The 19025-nt window shown below is 73.5% G+C and carries 19 protein-coding genes; 7 read left to right on the forward strand and 12 right to left on the reverse strand.

The genetic code is table 11. The features are described from left to right. Positions 1-24: 24 nt before the first annotated feature. Genes ACH4PY_RS35500 through ACH4PY_RS35510 form a run of 3 tightly spaced genes read right to left on the reverse strand, consistent with a single transcriptional unit; the run spans position 25 to position 5402 of the window. The gene (locus tag ACH4PY_RS35500) at positions 25-1464 is read right to left on the reverse strand and encodes a hypothetical protein (protein WP_398192639.1); all 1440 of its coding nucleotides are present in this window, start codon (positions 1462-1464) and stop codon (positions 25-27) included. 12 nt (positions 1465-1476) lie between these two features. Further along, positions 1477-4671: a CHAT domain-containing protein gene (locus ACH4PY_RS35505; RefSeq protein ID WP_398192640.1), complete on the reverse strand. Its 3195-nt coding sequence runs from the start codon at positions 4669-4671 to the stop codon at positions 1477-1479. Next, the gene (locus ACH4PY_RS35510; RefSeq protein ID WP_398192641.1) at positions 4668-5402 is read right to left on the reverse strand and encodes a Crp/Fnr family transcriptional regulator; all 735 of its coding nucleotides are present in this window, start codon (positions 5400-5402) and stop codon (positions 4668-4670) included. Before ACH4PY_RS35510 ends, ACH4PY_RS35505 begins: the two co-directional genes overlap by 4 nt. Positions 5403-7274: 1872 nt before the next feature. Between ACH4PY_RS35510 and ACH4PY_RS35515 the strand changes: the two genes are divergently transcribed. Continuing rightward, the gene (locus tag ACH4PY_RS35515; RefSeq protein ID WP_398192642.1) at positions 7275-7937 is read left to right on the forward strand and encodes a hypothetical protein; all 663 of its coding nucleotides are present in this window, start codon (positions 7275-7277) and stop codon (positions 7935-7937) included. Positions 7938-8056: 119 nt separating this feature from the next. On the opposite strand, the gene ACH4PY_RS35520 is transcribed toward ACH4PY_RS35515, so the two are convergent. Beyond that, positions 8057-8710 carry a hypothetical protein gene (locus tag ACH4PY_RS35520; protein WP_398192643.1) on the reverse strand — a complete coding sequence of 218 codons (654 nt, stop codon included), beginning with the start codon at positions 8708-8710 and terminating at the stop codon, positions 8057-8059. Positions 8711-8855: 145 nt separating this feature from the next. On the opposite strand from ACH4PY_RS35520, the gene ACH4PY_RS35525 reads away from it, so the two are divergent. The 4 genes from ACH4PY_RS35525 to ACH4PY_RS35540 all read left to right on the forward strand — a co-directional run bounded on the left by ACH4PY_RS35525 (position 8856) and on the right by ACH4PY_RS35540 (position 12589). Continuing rightward, positions 8856-9632: a multiprotein-bridging factor 1 family protein gene (locus tag ACH4PY_RS35525; RefSeq protein WP_398192644.1), complete on the forward strand. Its 777-nt coding sequence runs from the start codon at positions 8856-8858 to the stop codon at positions 9630-9632. A gap of 903 nt (positions 9633-10535) precedes the next feature. Beyond that, complete coding sequence (locus tag ACH4PY_RS35530; protein ID WP_398192681.1) at positions 10536-11378, forward strand: DUF1206 domain-containing protein; 843 nt, start codon at positions 10536-10538, stop codon at positions 11376-11378. Between the two features lie 117 nt (positions 11379-11495). Continuing rightward, the gene (locus ACH4PY_RS35535) at positions 11496-11699 is read left to right on the forward strand and encodes a DUF4177 domain-containing protein (protein ID WP_398192645.1); all 204 of its coding nucleotides are present in this window, start codon (positions 11496-11498) and stop codon (positions 11697-11699) included. 110 nt (positions 11700-11809) lie between these two features. Next, positions 11810-12589: an SDR family NAD(P)-dependent oxidoreductase gene (locus ACH4PY_RS35540; RefSeq protein WP_398192646.1), complete on the forward strand. Its 780-nt coding sequence runs from the start codon at positions 11810-11812 to the stop codon at positions 12587-12589. 66 nt (positions 12590-12655) lie between these two features. Here ACH4PY_RS35540 and ACH4PY_RS35545 read toward each other — a convergent pair whose 3' ends face one another. Then, positions 12656-13036 carry a hypothetical protein gene (locus tag ACH4PY_RS35545; protein WP_398192647.1) on the reverse strand — a complete coding sequence of 127 codons (381 nt, stop codon included), beginning with the start codon at positions 13034-13036 and terminating at the stop codon, positions 12656-12658. Positions 13037-13128: 92 nt separating this feature from the next. After that, positions 13129-13665: a hypothetical protein gene (locus tag ACH4PY_RS35550; protein WP_398192648.1), complete on the reverse strand. Its 537-nt coding sequence runs from the start codon at positions 13663-13665 to the stop codon at positions 13129-13131. Between the two features lie 99 nt (positions 13666-13764). Between ACH4PY_RS35550 and ACH4PY_RS35555 the strand changes: the two genes are divergently transcribed. Further along, positions 13765-14364 carry a Type 1 glutamine amidotransferase-like domain-containing protein gene (locus ACH4PY_RS35555; RefSeq protein ID WP_398192649.1) on the forward strand — a complete coding sequence of 200 codons (600 nt, stop codon included), beginning with the start codon at positions 13765-13767 and terminating at the stop codon, positions 14362-14364. Positions 14365-14415: 51 nt separating this feature from the next. Here ACH4PY_RS35555 and ACH4PY_RS35560 read toward each other — a convergent pair whose 3' ends face one another. The 4 genes from ACH4PY_RS35560 to ACH4PY_RS35575 form a co-directional block, all read right to left on the reverse strand. Continuing rightward, a complete protein-coding gene (locus ACH4PY_RS35560) occupies positions 14416-14850 on the reverse strand; it encodes an SRPBCC family protein (protein ID WP_398192650.1) in 435 nt (144 codons plus the stop codon). A 30-nt stretch (positions 14851-14880) separates the two neighbouring features. Further along, on the reverse strand, positions 14881-16026 hold the full coding sequence (locus tag ACH4PY_RS35565) for an epoxide hydrolase family protein (protein ID WP_398192651.1): 1146 nt from the start codon (positions 16024-16026) through the stop codon (positions 14881-14883). Between the two features lie 23 nt (positions 16027-16049). Next, a complete protein-coding gene (locus ACH4PY_RS35570; protein WP_398192652.1) occupies positions 16050-16574 on the reverse strand; it encodes a TetR/AcrR family transcriptional regulator in 525 nt (174 codons plus the stop codon). Positions 16575-16771: 197 nt separating this feature from the next. Further along, positions 16772-17014, reverse strand: a complete 243-nt coding sequence (locus ACH4PY_RS35575) for a hypothetical protein (RefSeq protein WP_398192653.1) — start codon at positions 17012-17014, stop codon at positions 16772-16774. Positions 17015-17159: 145 nt separating this feature from the next. On the opposite strand from ACH4PY_RS35575, the gene ACH4PY_RS35580 reads away from it, so the two are divergent. Further along, positions 17160-17303 carry a hypothetical protein gene (locus tag ACH4PY_RS35580; protein ID WP_398192654.1) on the forward strand — a complete coding sequence of 48 codons (144 nt, stop codon included), beginning with the start codon at positions 17160-17162 and terminating at the stop codon, positions 17301-17303. Here the strand turns inward: ACH4PY_RS35580 and ACH4PY_RS35585 are convergent. Then, complete coding sequence (locus tag ACH4PY_RS35585) at positions 17282-17965, reverse strand: DUF4232 domain-containing protein (protein ID WP_398192655.1); 684 nt, start codon at positions 17963-17965, stop codon at positions 17282-17284. The genes ACH4PY_RS35580 and ACH4PY_RS35585 overlap by 22 nt on opposite strands. Positions 17966-18195: 230 nt before the next feature. Continuing rightward, on the reverse strand, positions 18196-18384 hold the full coding sequence (locus ACH4PY_RS35590) for a DUF4236 domain-containing protein (protein WP_398192656.1): 189 nt from the start codon (positions 18382-18384) through the stop codon (positions 18196-18198). Positions 18385-19025: the final 641 nt, after the last annotated feature.

Raw genomic sequence — 19025 nt, forward strand, 5'->3', positions numbered from 1 at the left:
CGGCAGCACGCGGAGAACCCGGTCCTAGTGCGGGTTCGCCGGATCCTGAGGGCGGGAGTGCACTCGGATCCACACGTCCGACGCGAACCCTTTCGCCGGCTCCTCCACCCGTACGGGCCGGAAGTGCTCCCGTTCCAGGCCGGGGTAGGCGTGCGGGACGAGATCCCGGTAGAGCGTGTCGGACCAGGCGACGGCCAGGTCCGCGGACCGGCTGACGCACAGCGCCGTACGCAGCGGGGCGGAATCGAGCACGCGGAAGAGGTCCACCACCGCCGTGCCCAGGAAGCCGCTGTGCCCCTCACGGATGAGCCCCTGGTGCAGGCTCGCGCGCATCCGGGTCGGCAGGACGTCCGCCGGCCGGGTCGGGTCGCTGTTGCCCGCCTGGAGGGAGAGGACGAGTCCGCGCATCATCGCGACGATGGTGCCGGGTTCGTCGATCCCGGTGGGCAGCACCAGCAGGTAGCCGTCACCGGACGCCTGCTGCCCGCACCGGTGCCAGTCGATCCCGGAGGCCGTGCAGGCGCTGCGGACCGCCCGCCACAGATCGCGCTGGATACGGCCCATCTGCGTGTTGTGCCTGCTGCCGTAGCGCTCGACGTCGACTGCCAGGAGCAGCCGGCGCAGCCAGGGCTGGTCCTCCAGCCGCTGGTCCTCGGCCTGTTCCTCAGCCTGTCCGGGCGCCTCACGCCGTGCCGGGTCCCGGCCGTACGGCGGCGCGCCGGGTTCCTGCGGCGCGGTCGCGGGGGCGTCCGGCGCGTATGGCAGGCCGAGGTCCAGCCCGGTGGCCGGCCAGGCGTCGGCGATCGCAACGGTGAAGGGGACGCCGGCGCGGGTCCGGGCCTGCCTGCCGGTCGGGAGGCCCATGACCGTCCGCCGTACCGTGATCTGCGCGGAGATCCGCCCCGCGGCGCCGGTACGGTCCGCCGGCAGCCGCAGCACCGCCTGGACCCAGTGGCCGTCGGGGCGCAGCCCGCGGGGCGGCGGGTCGAAAACCCACCGCAGCCGGTTGCCGCCCCTCCCGCGCGCGGACACGCGGGTGCCGTCCCCGTGCACGGTGCCGGACGCCGGGGCCAGGGTCAGGGCCCGTGCCTCGGCGTCGTCGAAGACGAGGTCCAGCGACGCCTCGGCGTAGGAGCGCCCTGCGGTGAGCGGCGCCAGGTCGAACAGGAAGCACAGCACCAGGTCCACGACCCCCGGTACCGCCGCGGCGCCGGTCAGGCGGTAGGCCAGCGGGCGTACGAACGTCACGGTGGCTTCCCGCTCCTCGGCCCGGTGCTCATGCCCGAGCAGAGCGGACTCGGCGTAGAGCCCCGCGGTGGCGAGGACGTCGTCGAACAGGACGACGCCGCAGTCACCGGTGGCGTCGGTGGCGCCTGCTGTGCCGGCGTGTTGGGTGTCCTCGGGGCCGTGGTCGTCGGGGACGTCCGCGGGGGCCGGGTGGTCCGGGGGGAGGTCGGCGGTCATCAGTGCTTCCCCTCACGCTCGGGTGTGTTTCGGTTCAGGTGGGTCGGGGGCGGTGGCCGGGTGCGCCCGGGCGCCGGTGCCCGCCCGCCGGGGCGGCATGCCGGCACCGCGTGTTCCCAGTCCGAGCAGGGCGAACCAGGCCCACCGCTCCGGGGCGTCCGGGTACATCTCCGCGTACGCGGCCTGGGCCCGCCGCAGCGCCGCGGCGCGGTCGCCGCCCTCGTGCAGCCAGTGCTCGTGGAAGCGGTACACCAGGTCGAGGCTGTCCTCCTCCCCGACGGGTGCGAGGGCGAGCAGGACCGCGGTGGGCCCGCGCACGAGGAAGGACCTGCCCAGGCCGATCACGCCGTCGGCGGTGACCCTGCCGGCGCCGCCCTCGCAGGCCGACAGGATGACGAGGTCCGCCCCGAGCGACAGCTCCGGCAGGTCGCGGGCCCGCAGCAGCCCGCTGTGGCCGGGGGTACGGGCGAGCGCCGCGTACGAGTCCATCGGGCCGCGGGCCCGGCCGCCGTGGTCCGCGGGCGGCGCCGGCTCCTGGGCCTGCGGCTGCCCGTACGCCTTGGCGTGCGTGGCCAGGCAGAGCACCGTCGCCTGCGCGGCCTCCTCCGCGAGCCGGGACGCGGTCGCCTCCGTACCGCTGTACACGCGGCTGCGCCCTTCCCCGTACCACGTGGCGACCCGCGGGAACGCCGTCCGCGTCCAGGGCAGCGGCGGCAGCCCCGCCGGCATCGGCTCCGGATCGACGAAGGCGAGCAGCCGCGGTGCACCGGCCGGCGGGCGCCCCCGTGCGTCCTGGCGGTCCAGCAGTCCTTCCAGCAGCGAGATTCCCGGCAGCACGCAGAGCGCGTGCCGGTGTACGAGGGGCCGGCCCGACCGGTCGGGTAGTGCGGCGAAGGGGACGCGGGCGAGGATGCCGTGGGGGACGACGGTGACCGGGCGGTCCGGGTCGGCCGGCAGCAGCGCTCCCGCCCTGCCAGGGCCGCTGGGCCACAGGAGTGCGCCGAGCCACCGCAGGGCCTCCCGTACCCGGTCGGGCGAGGAGCCGCGCTCCGGCCGGCCCGACCGGCCCACCGTGTCCACTGCCCGCGCCAACGCCCGGGCGTCCAGCTGCTGCACGTGGGAGGTGAGTCCGCTGCCCGGCGTCCAGATCCACCGCACGAGCCGGTCCCCGGTGAGGAAGTACGCCACGACGGGGTGTCCGTGACGGGCCAGCAGCGCGTACAGCGCTGCGGCGTTGAGCGGCGGCGGGGAGCCGAAGGCCCAGTGCGCCGGAGTGCCGGGGCGCGGGTGCGCGGTGGCGTGCGGTGGCTCGGGACGGGTCCGGTCCGGGTCGGTACCCGTCGTTCGTACCGGCGGTGCCGCGCGGCCGAGGAGGTCGGCGAACGCCCTGGCCCGACCCGCCTCGGCTGCGAGCAGCGCGGCGACGGGCTCGCCGAGGTCGAGGAGCACGGTGACCAGTTGCCGGTGGAAGGGCTCCACGGACTCGACCTGCCCGACCCGTTCCTCGTCGGTGCCGAGCATGCTGCGCCAGTAGCCGAGGCGGTGGGCCTGGTCGAGCATGGCCAGCAGTGTTCCGGCCGCCGACTCCCCGGTGAGGGGGGAGGGTTCCGCGCCCGGCGGCCCGCCGCTCGCCAGCCGGCCCCGTAACCGGGCGGCGGCACCGAGCCGGCCGACGAGCGCCCGGTGGTCGTGCAGCGCGCAGTCGCACAGCGCCTGGTGGTCGAGAACGCGCAGCACGCTGATCTCCTCGCTGCGCCGCTGCTCGGACCACGTGGCGGCGGCTGCCGCTTCCTGGTGACGGCGCAGGGCTTGGCTCAGCAGGGGCCGGGCCTCGGCATAGCGCTGCTGGAGCGTCAGCCGCTCGGCCAGGGCGCGGAGTTCGACGCGGTCACGCTGAACGGCGGCGTCGGGCTCTGTCGGCGGTGTGGTGGCGCGCGTGAGGACCACCGGGCGCGGCCGGCCGTCGTACGGTGTGTCGCCCGAGGGCCCGTGCACCAGTCCGACGGCCAGGTCGAGCGGCTGGAACAGCCGGACGAAGCCCGCGTGTTCCGGTAGGGCCGCGCGGTCGGCTGCCTGAAGGTGCCGACCGTGCGGCCGGGGTCCGGCGCGGCCGTACGCGTCGTCGCTCCCGTTGCCGGCGCGGCGGAGGTCCACGCCGGGCAGCGGCCCGGACAGCGCCCTCCAGCGGTCCGCCAGTTCGCGCGACGGGGAGAGCGGCCGCCCGGCCGCGCCGGCCGGGGGGCACGCCTCGGCCTCCAGCCGGGCCCGGTAGGTCAGGGGCGCGCCGTTGAAGGGGTCGCGGCCGGCCAGTTCCAGGGTTCCGGTGAGGCGGTGCCCGCGCAGTGTGAATGCGGCGCGGGCGGCGCCGGCCCGCACCGGCAGGGTGAGCCCGGCGAGTAGCGGGAGGTCGGGCGCGGCGTTCCAGTCGGGCGCGCCGGTGTCCTCGTGCTCGGGGCCGTACCGCACGGTCAGCCGGTACTCCCCCGCACCGGTTCCGGGCCCGGCGCTCTCGACGGTGAACTCCGCGCTGTCGGTGCAGTGGGCCGCCCACCGTACGGCGCCCTCGCCGGCCGGGCCGGTGCTGTGAAGTTCCATGGCGGTGGCGGCTGCTGCCCGGCAGCCGCGGGGCCCGGGGCCGAAGGCGACCGCGAACGGCAGGCCGCGCGGCGGACCGGCCGGCCGGTCGAGCAGCAGGTGGCCGGCGAAGACGCGGCCCCAGGGCTCGGAGGCGGGGCCCGCTGCCCGGGCGGGTGCGTCGAGCGGCGGCACCGGCAGCATCGCGGTCCCCACCCGGACGATGGCGGGCCAGGTTCCGCCGTTGCCGGGGGAAAGGCACAGCGCCTCCAGCCGCGTACCGGCCGGGGACCGGACCAGCCAGCCGTCGAGCCACGAGTGGCGGCCGTCGCCCGCGGTGACCTCGACCGCGGGCGTGTCCCGGGTGCTGGCTCCCGCGCCGGCCCGGGCCCACGCCCCGGGCCAGCGCGCGCCTCCCCCGCCGCGGCCCCAGTGGGCCACCAGCCCGCCGTCAGCAGCCAGTTCGAGCCGCAGCGCCCGTAGGCGGCGCAGCGTCAGCCGACGCACCTCGCTCTGCCCGCTGGAGACCTCGGGTTCTCCGTGCTCGGGCCACCGCACGCACAGCGGCTCCACGTCGGCCGGGCCCGGGCCGGCGGCGAGCCGCCACGCAAGCGCCGTACGGGGCGCGGTCACCAGTCGTCGCCGTTCAGGGCGGCGAACCGCAGCAGTTCCGGCACCGACCGTATGGTGATCCGGCACCGCCCGTAGGAGAGGGCCTCGGCCATGGACAGGGCGTGCAGCGCATGGTGCACGCGGCGCTCGCGCGCGCCGATGAGCTCGGCCCACTCCGGTTGGGTGAGGCCCGGTCTGACCAGCAGCCCTTCGGGGACCCGGGTGCCGTACTGGGACCCGAGGTCCAGTACGGCACGGGCCAGCCGGGCGACGACCGGGCCCCGCAGGAGTTCGGTACGGCGCCGCACCGCGGTCCGGCTGCGGTGGGCCAGGCTACGGTTGACCGCCAGTTCGGCGCCGGGGTTCCCGGTGATCCAGCGCAGCCAGTCGTCCCGCGATATCCGCCGCGCGTACATCTGCTGTGCGGCGCTGACAGTCGCCGTCCTCGGGCCGCCGTCGAACGCGGCGACCTCTCCGACCACGTCACCGGCCGCCCGTACGTCCACCAGAACGCCGAGACCGGACGCGTCCACCGCCTTGACCTTCGCGAAGCCGTCGAGCAACAGGAGCACGAAGGAGTCCCTGGCCCCGGCCATGATCATGGTCTCGCCGCGCGTGTACACCCGCTCGGTCCCGAGCCGTTCCAGCACCTCCAGAGCGCTGCCCGCCGCGCCCGGCCCCAGCGTCCCCATCTCGGCCAGCAGCGTCCCCTCCGCCCACTGCCCGCCCCCGGCCCCCCGCCGGGTTCTCACGTCAGCGCGGCCCAGCACGCCAGCCCCTCCCCGAGCACCGATACCTTCGGCAATTCACTCAGAGCCGGTACTCGGCCCGCAACCCCGTGAAACGACATCCCGCGCAGCGGCCACCGCCCGGTGACCGCAGCCGCCGCTCCTGGCCCCGCGGGACACGTTCGGCCCGTCACACGAAGACGCCAGCGCGTTCTACGCCCCGGCCCGGGAACAGGCCGGGGCACCAGGACAGCCGACTGCCATGCGGGAGCCGTTGACACAGGCAGCAGCTACCCTGCCGCGCAGAGCCGAGGCAGACTCAGGAAAAGAAGCAGCAACGGCCGTCGAAGTTGGGGCACGCGCGGGCCTGAAACCTGGAAGCGTGTGCGCCTCGGCGGCCGACGTCCACCAAGGCGGCCCGGAAGCGAAATGCCGCCGCGCCTGCGAAACATGGCGATGCACCGGAAGCTGGACCTGGGGCTCCGCTGGAAGTCCGGCTCGTCTCCTGGTGGGACCACCACGTCGGGCTGTGGGTCTACGACGCCCAGGGCCGCCGCACCCACGACCTGGACATGCGGCTGCTGGACGACCCGTCGCGGCTGCTGCGCCGGTACTCCGTCGGCTGGTACTGCACGGGCCCGCAGATGGCGGAGTGTGACAGGGCGTGCCCGCGCGTCACCGTGGACCTCTTTCCGGAAGGCAGGGCCCGGCAGACGGGGCCGCGGGTTTCGCGGTTGGTTTCCCGGCAGGTTGCGTGGCCCGTTTCGTCGTCGGTCTCGCGGCAGGTTGTACCCGGCGCACCGGCAGCTCCGCGTTTGCCCGGGTCACCCGGCAAGTGCAACCGGCAGGGCCCTGTCGACACCTCCCTGGGGAGGGAGGAGGGCTGTTCCGCGTGTACTGCGGGGAAGGCCGGCCCGCCGCGCCCGGCCAGCAGCCCGCGGGGCACGCGCAGGGCGCCGACCCGGTACGGCTCCACGACGGTCATCTCGGGGTGGTACCCGTCGGTCACGCGCAGCCCGGGCCGGAAAAGCTCGCTGATCGGCCCGGGTTGCGCGGGGCGCGGCGGACGCCAGCAGGTGGCGGGGACGTCCTCGCCGACCACCTGCTGATCAGCCTCCCTACCTCCACGGCTTTGGCCTGGTGCACTGCCCGCTGCCGGATGGCCATGCCCGCATCCTCTGGGTCCTGCCGGTCACCACAGCCGAGATGGATACCGTCGCGAGCATGGCCACGAGTCCCTTGACCAGCTCTTCGACGAGCACGGGATCCTCCCGACCGAACCAAGGCGTCCATCCGTCGCCTGAACTTCGCGGGCACAGACCGGGCACAAGCGGCAGCCGGAGAGTCCTCCAGCGCCATCCGAAGTCATCGAGAAACGCTGTCCGCCTTCATGAACGAAGCCAACCGACGAAACTCGCTGACCTGCTACATCGATGACGTTGGCTGTTGGACTACCTGAGTCACCATTGCCGTTCCGCCAGTACTCGAGGTCATTGCAGGTGGCGAGAGTGCCGGGGTGATCGGGGCCCACAACCCGGGGTCGGTCCCCATGCAGGAGACAGCCGCCGGCGGCCCCGGCGGCCCCGGCGGCGAGACGGCGCCGCGCGCCCCGGCCGCGCCGGAAACGGGCACGGGGCGGCGGGTCCGGCCCTCATCGCCGGACAAGAAGGCACCACGCACCTCGCACGCGGATGACAGGAAAATGCCGCTGCCGACCACGCGAACGGCCCTGTCCGGCCGGGACATTGCCCACCGGGCCCCGCACCCCTACGCTCCGGTCTCCAGGCAATTCCCCACCGCCCCGCGTCCCTGGGCCGAGGCTCTCCCCATACGACGGCCTCCCGCCGCCGGGGCCGGCCGGGCGCCTACCCGACCGCGCAGAAAGGGATTTGGGCCATGCGCCTGCTCATCCAGCGTGCCGCCCGGGCGGCGGCCACCGGGACCGTGCTGCTCGCACTCGTCGGGCTCACGGCCGGCCCGGCCTCCGCGGCCGTCTCCGGCGTCGTGGTCAGCGGAGCCGCCGTGAACGGCGCCTTCTCTGCGTCCACGAGCAACGCAGTGCTCACCGACTCCGTCACGGGCGTCAAGATGCCCTGCTACTTCTCCACCAGCCCGGAATACACCGGCCAGACGCTCACCAATGGCACCTACACCTCCTCCCCACCGCTCCCCCGGGCGGCAACCATCACCTCGGCCTCGCTGATGTGCGCGTTCTCGTACACCTTCTCCGGCACCCCCCAAGCCCTCCCCTGGAGCCTCAACCTCACCGGACCGACCACCGCCGGAGGCTGGACCCCCGCCAGCGTCAGCGGATTCCGCGTCTCGCTGTCCGGGCTGCCCGCGCCGTGCAGCCTGACCCTCGCCGGAACGTCGGCCACCACGGGGGCCACCGTCGGCGGCTACTTCACCAACCCGGGTGGCCTGAAGCTGAACGGCAGCGGCGACCTGCACATCTGGAACACCAGCAACTGCGGCACCTGGTTCAGCTCGGGCGACGCAGCCGCCCTCACCGGAGACTTCACCGTCACCCCGAGCTCGCTGGCGTTCACCGCCTCCTGAGCAGCCCCCGCAGCCAGAACGGAGCCGCCCGGCGTGCCTGTCGTCGCGCCCGCGCCGTCCTGGCCCGGTGGCCGGGGCCCGCACCCCCGCGGGTGCGGGCCCCGGCCGTGGTGCGCGGATCAGCAGGGCGGTACCACCGCGGAGTTGGAGCCGGTGTAGACGAGCGCGTCGGGGATCCACTCGCCGGATGAGTTCACCGGGCCCTCGGTGAGCTTGTCCCAGAGGGTCTCGGTGCCGTAAGGGCCGGTAACGGCCTGGCCGACGCCGTAGCACGCGATCTCGACGTACTCGCCCACGCTCAGGTTGTCGCCGACGGAGGAGTAGCCGCCGCCCCGTCCGCTGCGCACCACGACGGGGCCGTTGCCGATGATGTGGCCGAGCGCCGAGGAGCAGTGCGGGACCACGGCGGAGTTGGAGCCGGTGTAGACGAGCGCGTCGGGGATGAAGGTGCCGTTGCGCCCGTAGGGGCCGACGCTGCTCACCATGTCCCAGATGTTGGAAGCCCCGTACGTGCCCGAGACGGTCTCGCCGGTCACGTAGCAGGTGATGTCGAACGCGAGGTCGAGGTACGCCGGAACCGTTTCGACAGTGCTGGACCGATAGGGCGCGAGCGCCTCCGGCACGTCGTAACCGGTCATGGTCGCGGTGGCGTCCGCGTGGGCGGCCGTCGCCCCCAGGACCCCCGTGCCGAGCGCGCCGGCGACCAACACGGCTGCGGTGCCGAGCGCGCGCAGCCCTCGGAGCCGCGGCCTGATGTGGGAACGGAGCATCATGATGAGTTCTCCTCCTTGGTGGGCGGGCCGGATGGCCCGGAGCGCCAGACTGCGGAACGCGGAGGTGTTGCGGCACGTGTTGCGCGTTGCGGCCTTGTTGCCGGAAGCGCTGGTCAAGACCTTCGCAGGTCAGGACAATGTCGCCATGTCAGAGGAAAACACCGGCAACACCGCACAGCGGATCGCGGCAGAACTCAAACGGGTACGGCAGGAAGCCGGGCTCAGCCAGGAGCAGATGGCCCAGCGGCTGGGCATCGTCTACGAGCCAGGCGGCCGGAAAGTGTCAACGGGCCGGGCCGCGGTGTCGGCCTGGGAACGCGGCCGGCGCAGACCCGCGCTCCACCACTTACAGGCGTACGTCGGAATGGGCGCCGACCCCGCGCTCCTCACCCTCGACCCGGAGCCAGGCCCCGCATCCGCGGATCCCGCAGAGCCTGCGGATGCCCTGGAGCCCGCGGATGCCCCGGCGGCCGAGGGCGCGGACGGGCCCACGGCCGACGCGCACGCCGGTCCGGCCCCGGCGCGGCGGCGCGGACGGCGCTGGTGGTGGACCGCCGTCCTGCCGGTGGCCGCCGCGGCGGGCCTGGGCGGCGCCTTGCTCGCCGGAGCCTTCCGCGGCGACCCGCCCCGGCCCGCGGTCACCTGGAGCGAGACGACGGGCACCCCCGCCCACACCTGGGCGAACGCCACACAGCTCACGGGCGCGGGCAAGCCGCTGGGGCCGCAGCAGTCGGTCCAGGTCTCCTGCCGGATCCGCGGCTACGTCGTCCCGGACGGCGATCCGTGGTGGTACCGCCTCGACTCCGCCCCCTGGAAGGGCCACTACTACGCCACGTCCGACGCCTTCTACAACAACGGTGCCACCAGCGGCCCGGTGGACACCGGCGTGGTCGTCGACGAGCAGGTTCCCCTCTGCTCCTGAGCGCCGGGCCCGGACCGGACCGCGTGCCGTGCCGTGCCGTGCCGTGCCGTGAGATGAGGCGGCGCGGCGGGCGCGCTGTCGCCGCCGGAGCCGCCGGCGTCGGGGCCGAGCAGGGCTTCGCCGAGCGCCAGGAGCAAGCCGCTCCTGGCGGTGGCGTGCTGTCCGTCCAGGTGGTACGTCCCGCCGGAGCGGCCCTCCGGCCCGTACGGGCCGACGCGGGTGAGGTCCAGCCACTCCGACCGGCCCTCGGCGACTGTGCCCACTGGTTGGGCCGCGGGGGAACGCCGTCGGACCACATCTCCCAGACCGCGCGGGCGGCCGGGGTAGGGCGGTCGTCACCGGGGTCGGTGACGGTGACGTCGATCAGGGCTCCGCCGAGGGCGGACGGGCGTGCCTCGACGGTGCCCAGGTCGAGGTGGGCCCGGTCATCGTCCGGCCGTTGCGGTCGGGGCGCCGGAGCGGTCCACAGGCTCGATCGAGAGCATTCCGTCCCCCAGCAGCCGCACCGGTTCGGCGCCGGCCGCCACGACATCGGCCGCCCGGTCCAGGCGACTGGCCGGAGTTCCAGCTCCAGCTGGGCCGGACGGACCAGAGCCGGTACGAGACGACCGCCTCGGCCGCCGAGGGCGATGTCGGCTTCCACGTGATGCCGCGCGTAGCTGCCGAACTGCCCCACCAGGTGGGGGTGGTGCCGTCCCGGGCGTTGTCGTGCCAGGACCGTGCGGAAGCCGGCCGGCTGCAGGGGACTGTGGACGGTGGTTCAGTCCGCGCCGCCTCGCCGGCCGCTCCCGGCGCGGCCTCGGCGTCCGGATCGCCGTGCTGCGGCAGCCGGTCCCGGTTCGTTCACACCACTTGCGCCCTCGGGAGTCTGTTGTTCGATTCTGCGGGAAGTCGGCCGGAATGATGACCGAAGCAGCGAAAGCAGCGGGGACCCGCCGTAGCGCCGAGCGGGTGGCGGACAGCAATGCCGTCGCGGCCGGGGCCCGCGCGGGTTTTGTGGCCCGTGGAGTGATCTACGTTCTGGTGGGCGTGCTGGCGGTCCGCATCGCGTTCGCGGACTCGGGCGGCCAGCAGGCGGACCGGGGAGGCGCGCTCGCGGAGATCGCGCACAAGCCGTTCGGCAATGTCCTGCTGTGGCTGCTCGGCATTGCCCTGATCGGTATGGCCGTGTGGCGGCTGTCGGAAGCCGCGTTCGGGCAGCCCGGGGAGGACGGCGACAAAGCCGGCAAGCGCGTGGTGGCCGGTGGCCGCTGCGTCTTCTACGGCTTCGTGTCGTACTCCGTCCTCGCCTACGCGCTGGGCGACAAGGGCAGCGGCAGCGGCTCGACCGACAAGCGGACCGACGACGTGACCGCCCGGGTGCTCGGGTGGCCCGGCGGTCAGTGGATCCTCGCGATCGCCGGTATCGGGGTGGCGTGCGCGGGCGGCTGGATCGCCGTGCGCGCCGTCATGCGCAAGTTCCACAAGCACCTGAAGATGGCGGAGATGTCGCGGAACGTCCGCCGGGCGGTGGACTTCGTCGGCGTGTTCGGCGGCACCGCACGCGGGGTGCTGTTCGGGACGGCGGGCGGGTTCGCGGTCGCGGCCGCGGTGCAGCACAAGCCGGGCAAGTCCAAGGGGATGGACGACACGTTGCGGTCCTTCGCCGGCTCGCCGGCCGGCCCGTGGCTGCTGGTCGTCATCGCCGTCGGGCTGGTCGCCTTCGGCGTTTTCTCCTGGGCCAACGCGCGCTGGCGCAAGGTCTGAGCCGCGGGTGGTCGCAGCCGTCCAACGCGAGCAACGGCGATGGGCTCCTCGGCTGCGGCCTGCTCCAGGGCGCCGGCCGCATCGCGTCGGCGCTCCGGGTCGGGCAGAGTGGTCGGCATGCAGATGTGGGAGCACAAGTTCGTGGTCTTCCAGGGAAGCCCGTTCATCGACGAGTCGTCCGAGCCGAAGGTCGACCAGATGCTTGAGCGCCACGGCAGGGAAGGCTGGCAACTGGTCGGCCACGCCCCGCACGAGGTCACCAAGGGCGGCACGGCCACCTTCGTCAAGAGCATGACGTTCACGTTCACACGGCCACGGTGAACTCCTGCCGCACAGACGGCGACCCGGGTCCTGAACACTGAGCCCCGTTCCGCCGGATCCGTGCCGCCCCCGCTGCCGCCGCCGGGGGGCCGCCGTCTAGGGTTCGGGCCATGACCTCGCAGAACTACCTTTCCGATCTGTTCTCGCTGGACGGACGCGTCGCCGTAGTGACCGGCGGCAGTTCCGGTATCGGCCGTGCCGTCGCCGGAGCCCTCGCGCGGGCGGGGGCCGGCGTCGTGGTCGTGGCACGCAGGGAGACGGAACTCGTCGCGACGGTCGGGGAACTGGCCGCCGACGGCTGCCGGGCCGCCTGGGTGAGTGGCGACCTGAGCACGCGCGACGGCACGCGCGCGGCGGCCGAGGAAGCGGCAGGAGCGTTCGGGGAGCCCGACATCCTCGTCAACTGCGCCGGGGTCAACCTGCGGCCCCCGATGGACGAGCTGGACGAGGAGGCCTGGGACACCACGATGGCGGTGAACCTCGAGGCGCCCTACCTGCTCGGACAGCGGTTCGGGCCCCGTATGGCCGAACGGGGCTTCGGGCGGATCATCCACATCAGCTCCCAGCAGGCGCACCGGGCGTTCGTCCAGAGCGGCGCCTACGGCGTCTCCAAAGGCGCCCTGGAGTCGCTGGCCCGTTCCCAGGCCGAGGCCTGGTCTCCGTACGGCGTCACCTGCAACACCCTCGTGCCGGGATTCGTCATGACACCGCTCAACGCACGGCTGTCGTCCGACCCCGCGAGAGTCGCGGCGCTCGCCGCTCGCACGATGGTCGGGCGCAACGGTCTGGCCGAGGACTTCGCGGGCGCGGCGGTGTTCCTGGCGAGCCGCGCCTCCGCGTACGTCACGGGACAGGCGATCTTCGTCGACGGCGGGTTCTCCGTCCACTGAACCGAGGACTCCGCCTGAACGATCATCTCCCGCCCGCCGCCCAGCCGCACGGCCAGGCCCGGGGCGTCAGGTCGTGGGGGTTCGGTGAGGGTCGGTCGTGGGGGGCTCGGGGCTGAACAAGGTGAGCGGGAGGCCCTCGACAGCGAGGGCGGTGAAGCCGTTCTCGGTGCCGGACGCGTGGCCTTCTGACCGGTCCCAGCAGACACCCTGACCCGCGGTGATCGGGATACGGGTGCCATCCGGTCCGGCGACCCAGCCGTCGCCGGACAGCACCAGAAACATCTGGGGCGAGGGAGCGGGGTGGACGCCGATGGTTCCGCCGGCGTCGACCTTCAGGTAGGTGAGGTGAACAGCTCCGTCACCCGCGGCGATGCGGGTGGCGACCGCACCGCTGCTCCCGTGGCGGGCGATGCGCCGTTCGTCGCGGTCGAACCGGAAGATCTCCAACACGTCTCCTAGGGGTGGGTGCGGGAGGAAGGGACTCCGGCGTATCGGGGATCGCGGTGGCGTGGCGGGAAGCCGGTGCAGGCCACCGGGGGCTACGCGGCCTCGACCTCCAGCGCCTCGCGCGCCAGGCGGATGAACGTGAGGTACGCGTCCCGGAACTCCCGGTAGGCGTCGTCGTAGGCGCTCCGCCGTTCGGGACCGTCGTCGTCACCTACGAGCGGGCCGAGCGTCCGCTGCACGCGGCGGGCCGCGTCCCGCACGCGGTCCGCCGCGTCGGACACGTTCGCCGGGCCGTCGAGCCGGACCTCGTGCATCGCCTGGTTCATGTCCCCGATCGCCGGGCCGATCCGTTCGCGCATCCGCGCCAGCAGCCGGTCCCTGCTTCCACGGTCGGACGCCGCGTCCACGTCGTCGATCTGCCACGTGATCACGTTGAAGGCGTGCACGCGGTCGAGCATCCCCCGGTACGCGGCCCGGCGGCGGTCGCGCTGCTCGCGCAGGGCCTCCGCCCGCGTGGTCGTCTCGACCTGGGCCCGAGCCGCGCGCAGGGTCGCCCGCGCCGTGACGGAGCTGGCCCCGAGCGCTGTCAACGCCGTGACGACGCCGATCCACAGTCCGCTGTCCGCCATGGCCGGGAAGTCTGCCAGGCGACAGCGCCCCCGAACAGAGCACCGCCGGGGAGGCGAGCACGGCGGGCGAGCCGGAGATCTCCCCGCCCGGAGACGAAGGTGCCGGGCAGAGCCGCTGACCGTCCGCCGGAGCCGGTACCATCGGCCGCGTTCGCGGTCGGGGCGCCTGGAGCCGGGACGCGGACAGCCGGGAACTGCGGGGGTTCCGGGGGGGATGCGGCTCTCGTCCACCTCGACGACGCACCCGCCTCTCCCCCGTGGCCCCGGCGAGAACAGCGCCCGCCCAGGCCACACACCGCTCACAGCCGCACCCCGGGGCGCGCCCCCGGCCCACCCCACCGCCGGCTACGGACACCCGATGGGCAGCCCCGCGGGGGCCTGGCGGACCTGCTCCTCTCCCTCCACGACACGGTATGGGTCGGTCTCAGCGCCGGGAGCATGGTCATGACCCCCCGCATCGGGGCGGACTTCGTCGAGTGGAAGCCCCCCACCGGCGGCGACGAAACCCTCGGCGTCGTCGGCTTCTCCCTCTTCCCGCACCTGGACCACCCGGCCCTGCCGGAGAACACCATGGCCGACGCCGAGCGCTGGGCCGCCGCCCTGCCGAACCCTGCCTATGCCATCGACGACGACACTGCCGTCAAAGTCACCGACGGCGCCGTCGAGATCGTCTCCGAGGGACACTGGCGGCTCTTCTGACCGACCGCCAGCGCCGACAGCAGCAGCCATCGGCGGTCGAAGGGAAAACAGTCACTCCGCCAGCAGGACGGTGACGGCCCGGCTGAAAATCCTGCGGGAAGCGGTGCGCGTCAGACCGTCGAAGACCCGTGGCAGACCGCGTACCGCCACGTCCTCGCGCCACCGCACATACGCGCCCGCGCCGTCGGGGCGCACCTCGATCTCCGCCCAGCCGAGGACGACACGGCCCGCCTTCTCCAGCCTGCACCGGCCGCCGCCGCCCCCCACCGGCGGCTCCCACACCGTCACCCGCATCGGATCGGTGAAGCCCACCGGACCGACACCGGTCCGGGCGACCACGACGGTTCCCACCCCCGACGGCGACCGGGTGGTGGCGGTGACGCGGGTCAGCGGCACACTCCCCGAATGCCGCTCCCAGGTGGTCAGCCGACGCCACGCCTCATCCGGCGGCAGCTCCGTACGGCATTCGACGACGAACAGGGACACACCCCGAACATACCCACCCGCCCCGAACCGTCACGGCAGGCGGGTCCGCAGGTCGCGGAAGAAGGCGGTGATGTCGTCGGCGAGCAGGGCGGGTTCCTCGTGGGCCGCGAAGTGGCCGCCGCGGGGCATGCGGGTGTAGCGGGTGAGGTGGTAGGTGCGCTCGGCCCAGCTCCGCGGCGGCTGCGCGATGTCCGCGGGGAACACCGCGAGGGCTGTGGGGACGTCCACCCGCCGCACCCGTTGGGTCAGGTGGTGCGCGTACTCGTAGTACGGGCGGAACGACGTGGAGACGGCGCCGGTGAACCAGTACAGGGACGCCTGGGTGAGGAGGAAGTCGTCGCTGAAGCGTGTGGACAGCTCGCCCCCGCAGTCGCTCCACGCCCGGTACTTCTCCAGGATCCAGGACAGCAGACCGGCGGGTGAGTCGGAGAGGGCCGGTGCGAGGGTGAGGGGACGGGTGCTCTGCTGGTGCTGGTAGCCGCCCTCCTCCGTCTGCCAGGCCGCGACCGAGGCCTGGTACGCCTCCTCCTCGGGAGTCAACGAGGCCGGGTCAGGGTCCGCCGGGGGCGCCGAGGCGAGCAGGTGGATGCCGACGAGCGCCTCGGGGTGGGCTTCGGCCAGCCGTGAGGTGATGCCGGCGCCGAGGTCCCCGCCGTGGGCGGCGTAGCGCCGGAAGCCGAGGTGATCGTGCATCAGCCGGTGCCAGAGGTCGTGGGTCTGCTCCGCACCGGTCAGCGTCGGCCGCTGCGGGGAGAACACGAAGCCCGGCAGCGACGGGACGATCACCGTGAAGGCGTCCCGGGCGTCGCCGCCGTGACGTGAGGGGCGGGCGAGACGCTCTGCGAGGGCCGTGAGCTCCAGGACGGTGCTGGGCCAGCCGTGGGTGAGAACGATCGGCAGGGCGTCCGGGCGCTCGGCGTCGTAACGGAGGTAGTGCACCGGTGTGCCGTCGATGTCGGCGAAACGCGAAGGCAGGGCGTTGACGGCGGCCTCGTGAGCACGCCATGCGTAACCCGTCGCCCAGTACGTCACCAGGCGGCGGAGTTCGGCGGCGTCGGTGCCCGCCTCCCACGGGCCGACCGGCCACGGTTGCGGCCACCGGGTGGCACGCAGCCGGGCACGCAGATCCTCCAGGTCGGCGTCGCCGACGTGGAGGAGGGGGGCTGCAGTGGGCACGGCGTGCCTGCCGGGACGGGCGTTCATGTGAGCGCCCCGCAGGCCGGTCCGAGCGCCTGTACGACAGCCGCCCGGACCTCCCCGTCCGGCTCCGACCCCGGCTCCGTCGACAGCAGCGCGTGCAGGATCATCCCCTCCAGCAGCGCGTCGAGGCGGGCGGCGGTCTCCGGTCCGGTGAAGCGGGCGAGGACCGCCCGGCTGTGCCCGGTCCACTCCTGGGTCAGCGCGCGCAGCGCGGGATCGCGCAACGCTGCCAGGTGCAGTTCGAAGCCGAGGACCGCGCTGCGGTGCCGGGACGGCCCGCCCAGGACCAGCCCCACCAGGATCTCGATGAGGTCCTCGCGCGACGCCACCTCGGCGAAGAGCGCCTCGTACTCGGCGGTCCGCTGCCCGACGTACCGGGCGAACGCCTGGGCGCACAGCTCCGCCAGGCCGGCGAAATGGTAGGTGACGGAACCCAGCGGCACGTCCGCGCGGACAGCGACCTTACGGTGCGTGATCCCGGCGACCCCGTCCTCGACCAGCACGTCCAGGGCTGCGTCGAGCACACGCTCCCTGCGCCCCGGATCGTGCCGACGCGTCCGCCGGCCCCCGCCGGTCACCGCCTCCCGGCCTTCCGTCGTCCCCCGGGTCCCGGGGCCGTCCTCTGCGCGCATAAGAACAAACGTACATTACGCGGGGCGGGAACGCGCAGGAGCGCCTCCCCGCCCCGGCCGCACACTGACCGCGACGGCCGCGCCGTCTCTCATGAAACGCGAGGATGCCCGCCGTCGCCTTCGACGACGGTACGGTGCTCGTCACCCTCCCCTGCCTCGTCCGTGATGGTCACGTCGACCGTGCCGTCACCGGTGGTGTCGAACTGGTACAGGTCGGCTTTCCCGTCGCCGGTGGTATCGGTCACCCACACATCTGGCTTTCCGTCACCGTTGGTGTCGGCGCTGAGGAGCAGGTGGTCTTCTTCTTGCGCGGTGGCTGTCTTTTCGCTCATGCACGCCGGTTTCCCGGCGCGATGGGCAGCAAACCCCGGCCGGGCGGCGGTCAGCCGATACCCGGTCGCCACAGCCCGCACGTCCGCTCCCACCCGGGTGCCGGGTGCCGGGTGCCGGCCTCGGCCGACGGCCGGTGGCTCCGCCGTGCCCGCGCCCGTATCCGTCCGCATCGAGGGGGTGGACGGCGGACACCACCGCGGGCACCTGGTCGACGCCGTCCGGGCGCCAGGCCACGCCGGTGAGCTGCCGCCCGGCTCCTGGCGCGGCTACTCGGTGTGCGTCGGATAGACCTTGACGTCGCTGTAGGAGCCCTTGATGTCGCCCGCGCCCGCGGGCCACTTCACGTTCACGTGGCTGGTCTGGTTCGGGGGCGTCACCTGGATCTCCGTCGGGTGCGAGAGGCTGTTGCCGCTGTTGTCGATCTCGTACGAGAGGTTGAAGACGGCGGTGTCGCCGGCCTTGAGGTCGGTGATACGCGGCTCGGCCTTGCCGCGGTCGATGGGATTCGTCGTGGTGTCCTCGTCCGTGATGCCGATGCCGGCGAAACCCGTCACCGAGCAGGCGGCGCTGCCCCGGTTGGTCATGGTGATGTCGATCGTGCCGGTGCTCGCGTCGGGGGAGACGTTCTCGGCCCTGATGGTCAGGTTGCGCGTCGCGCAGGAGGCGAGGTTCTGCCCGTCCTGGTCCGCGCCGTCGTCACCGGCGCCCACCTGGGCGTTGCCGGGGTGCGACGTCGCACTCGCGGTCCCCGGGTTTCCGTTGCCCGACGATCCGCCGTCCGAGGACGAGGCGCTCGTCGGGGATTGCGACGGCGCGGAGGAGGGCGAGGCGGACGGGCCCGCATTGCTGGAGGTGTCCTTCCCCGAGTCGTCACCGCCGCAGGCGGTGAGCGAGAACGCGACGGCAAGGCCGAGGACGGCGAAAGCGGGCGTGCGGGTACGGCTGTTCATGAGGCTCCCCCGAAACGTTACGCGTGCGGCGTGTGGTCAACACGCTCACTTCTGTGGTCGGGACCATTCCTATCGCGGGGTGCGTCACAGCCTGCTGTGCGGAAGGTCTGGATCTTGTCACGGCTCGGGGTCTGCCGCGTCGGTCACGGCTTGGACGCTTCGCTGCTCCGGGCGCGCAACGCGAAAGCCCCGCTCGGCCTCCCGGCCGGCGGGGCCCTCGTCGTGTCGGGCTACCGCTGCCGCCGGCTGGCCCGCCATCCGAAGGGCCCGGGGAGGTCGGCGCTGGTGGTGGTGCGTCCGGTGGAGCTGAAAGTGCGCTTGAACCAGCGCGGGCCGACCGTGAACGAGTGGGACTTCCTGCCGACGTTGAGACGTACTCCTGGCAGGATCTTCCACGACTTCCGGAACGTGAACGGCATCAGTCCTCCTCTGTGAGCGCGTAGTTGGCGTCTACCCGCTCGGCGGTCGGTGTTGCAGCTCGGCGGCTGCTTCGTTCACACGACGGGTGAGACGGCACGCCGAATCCGGCGTGACCTGCCCAATTCCGAGGCCGAGAGGCGCTGTCGCCGCCAGGGCCTCAGGTCCTCGCGCATCGCCGTGCGCACCCGCTCCCGCGGCCATGGCTCGACCTGCCGGCTGTCGTCAGGTCTTCCCCCTGGGAAGGCGCCGTGGGAAGTGGCTCGGGCGAACCGCCGCTCAGTTGGCGCCGGAGGCGGCGGTCGGGGGCGTCGCACGGCGAAGCGCTCCGGCGCGGGGCGGAAGGTGACCGCTGGGGGCCGACTTCCGCGACCGTGGTCCTGCCGGAGCCCGGCGGCTCGCAGCAGGGGGTCCGTACCCGGTGTCCCGAGAGCGTCAGCCCTTGCGGGGTACGCCGGGCTGCTGCGGCTCCGTGGTACAGCCGCCCTTGCGGCAATCGATGTTCGAACACGACATGGCCATCACTCCTCTCCCACCGGTCGGCGAACGCGCCGCAGCGAGAGTGCTCCCACGCTGCATTGACCGTCTTCCCCCTTTCAGCCACTCATTCCTCAGAACTTTCGCGGGAGTCACGGAGTTGGGG

The organism is Streptomyces sp. NPDC021224 (assembly GCF_044332905.1).
Lineage (GTDB): Bacteria > Actinomycetota > Actinomycetes > Streptomycetales > Streptomycetaceae > Actinacidiphila.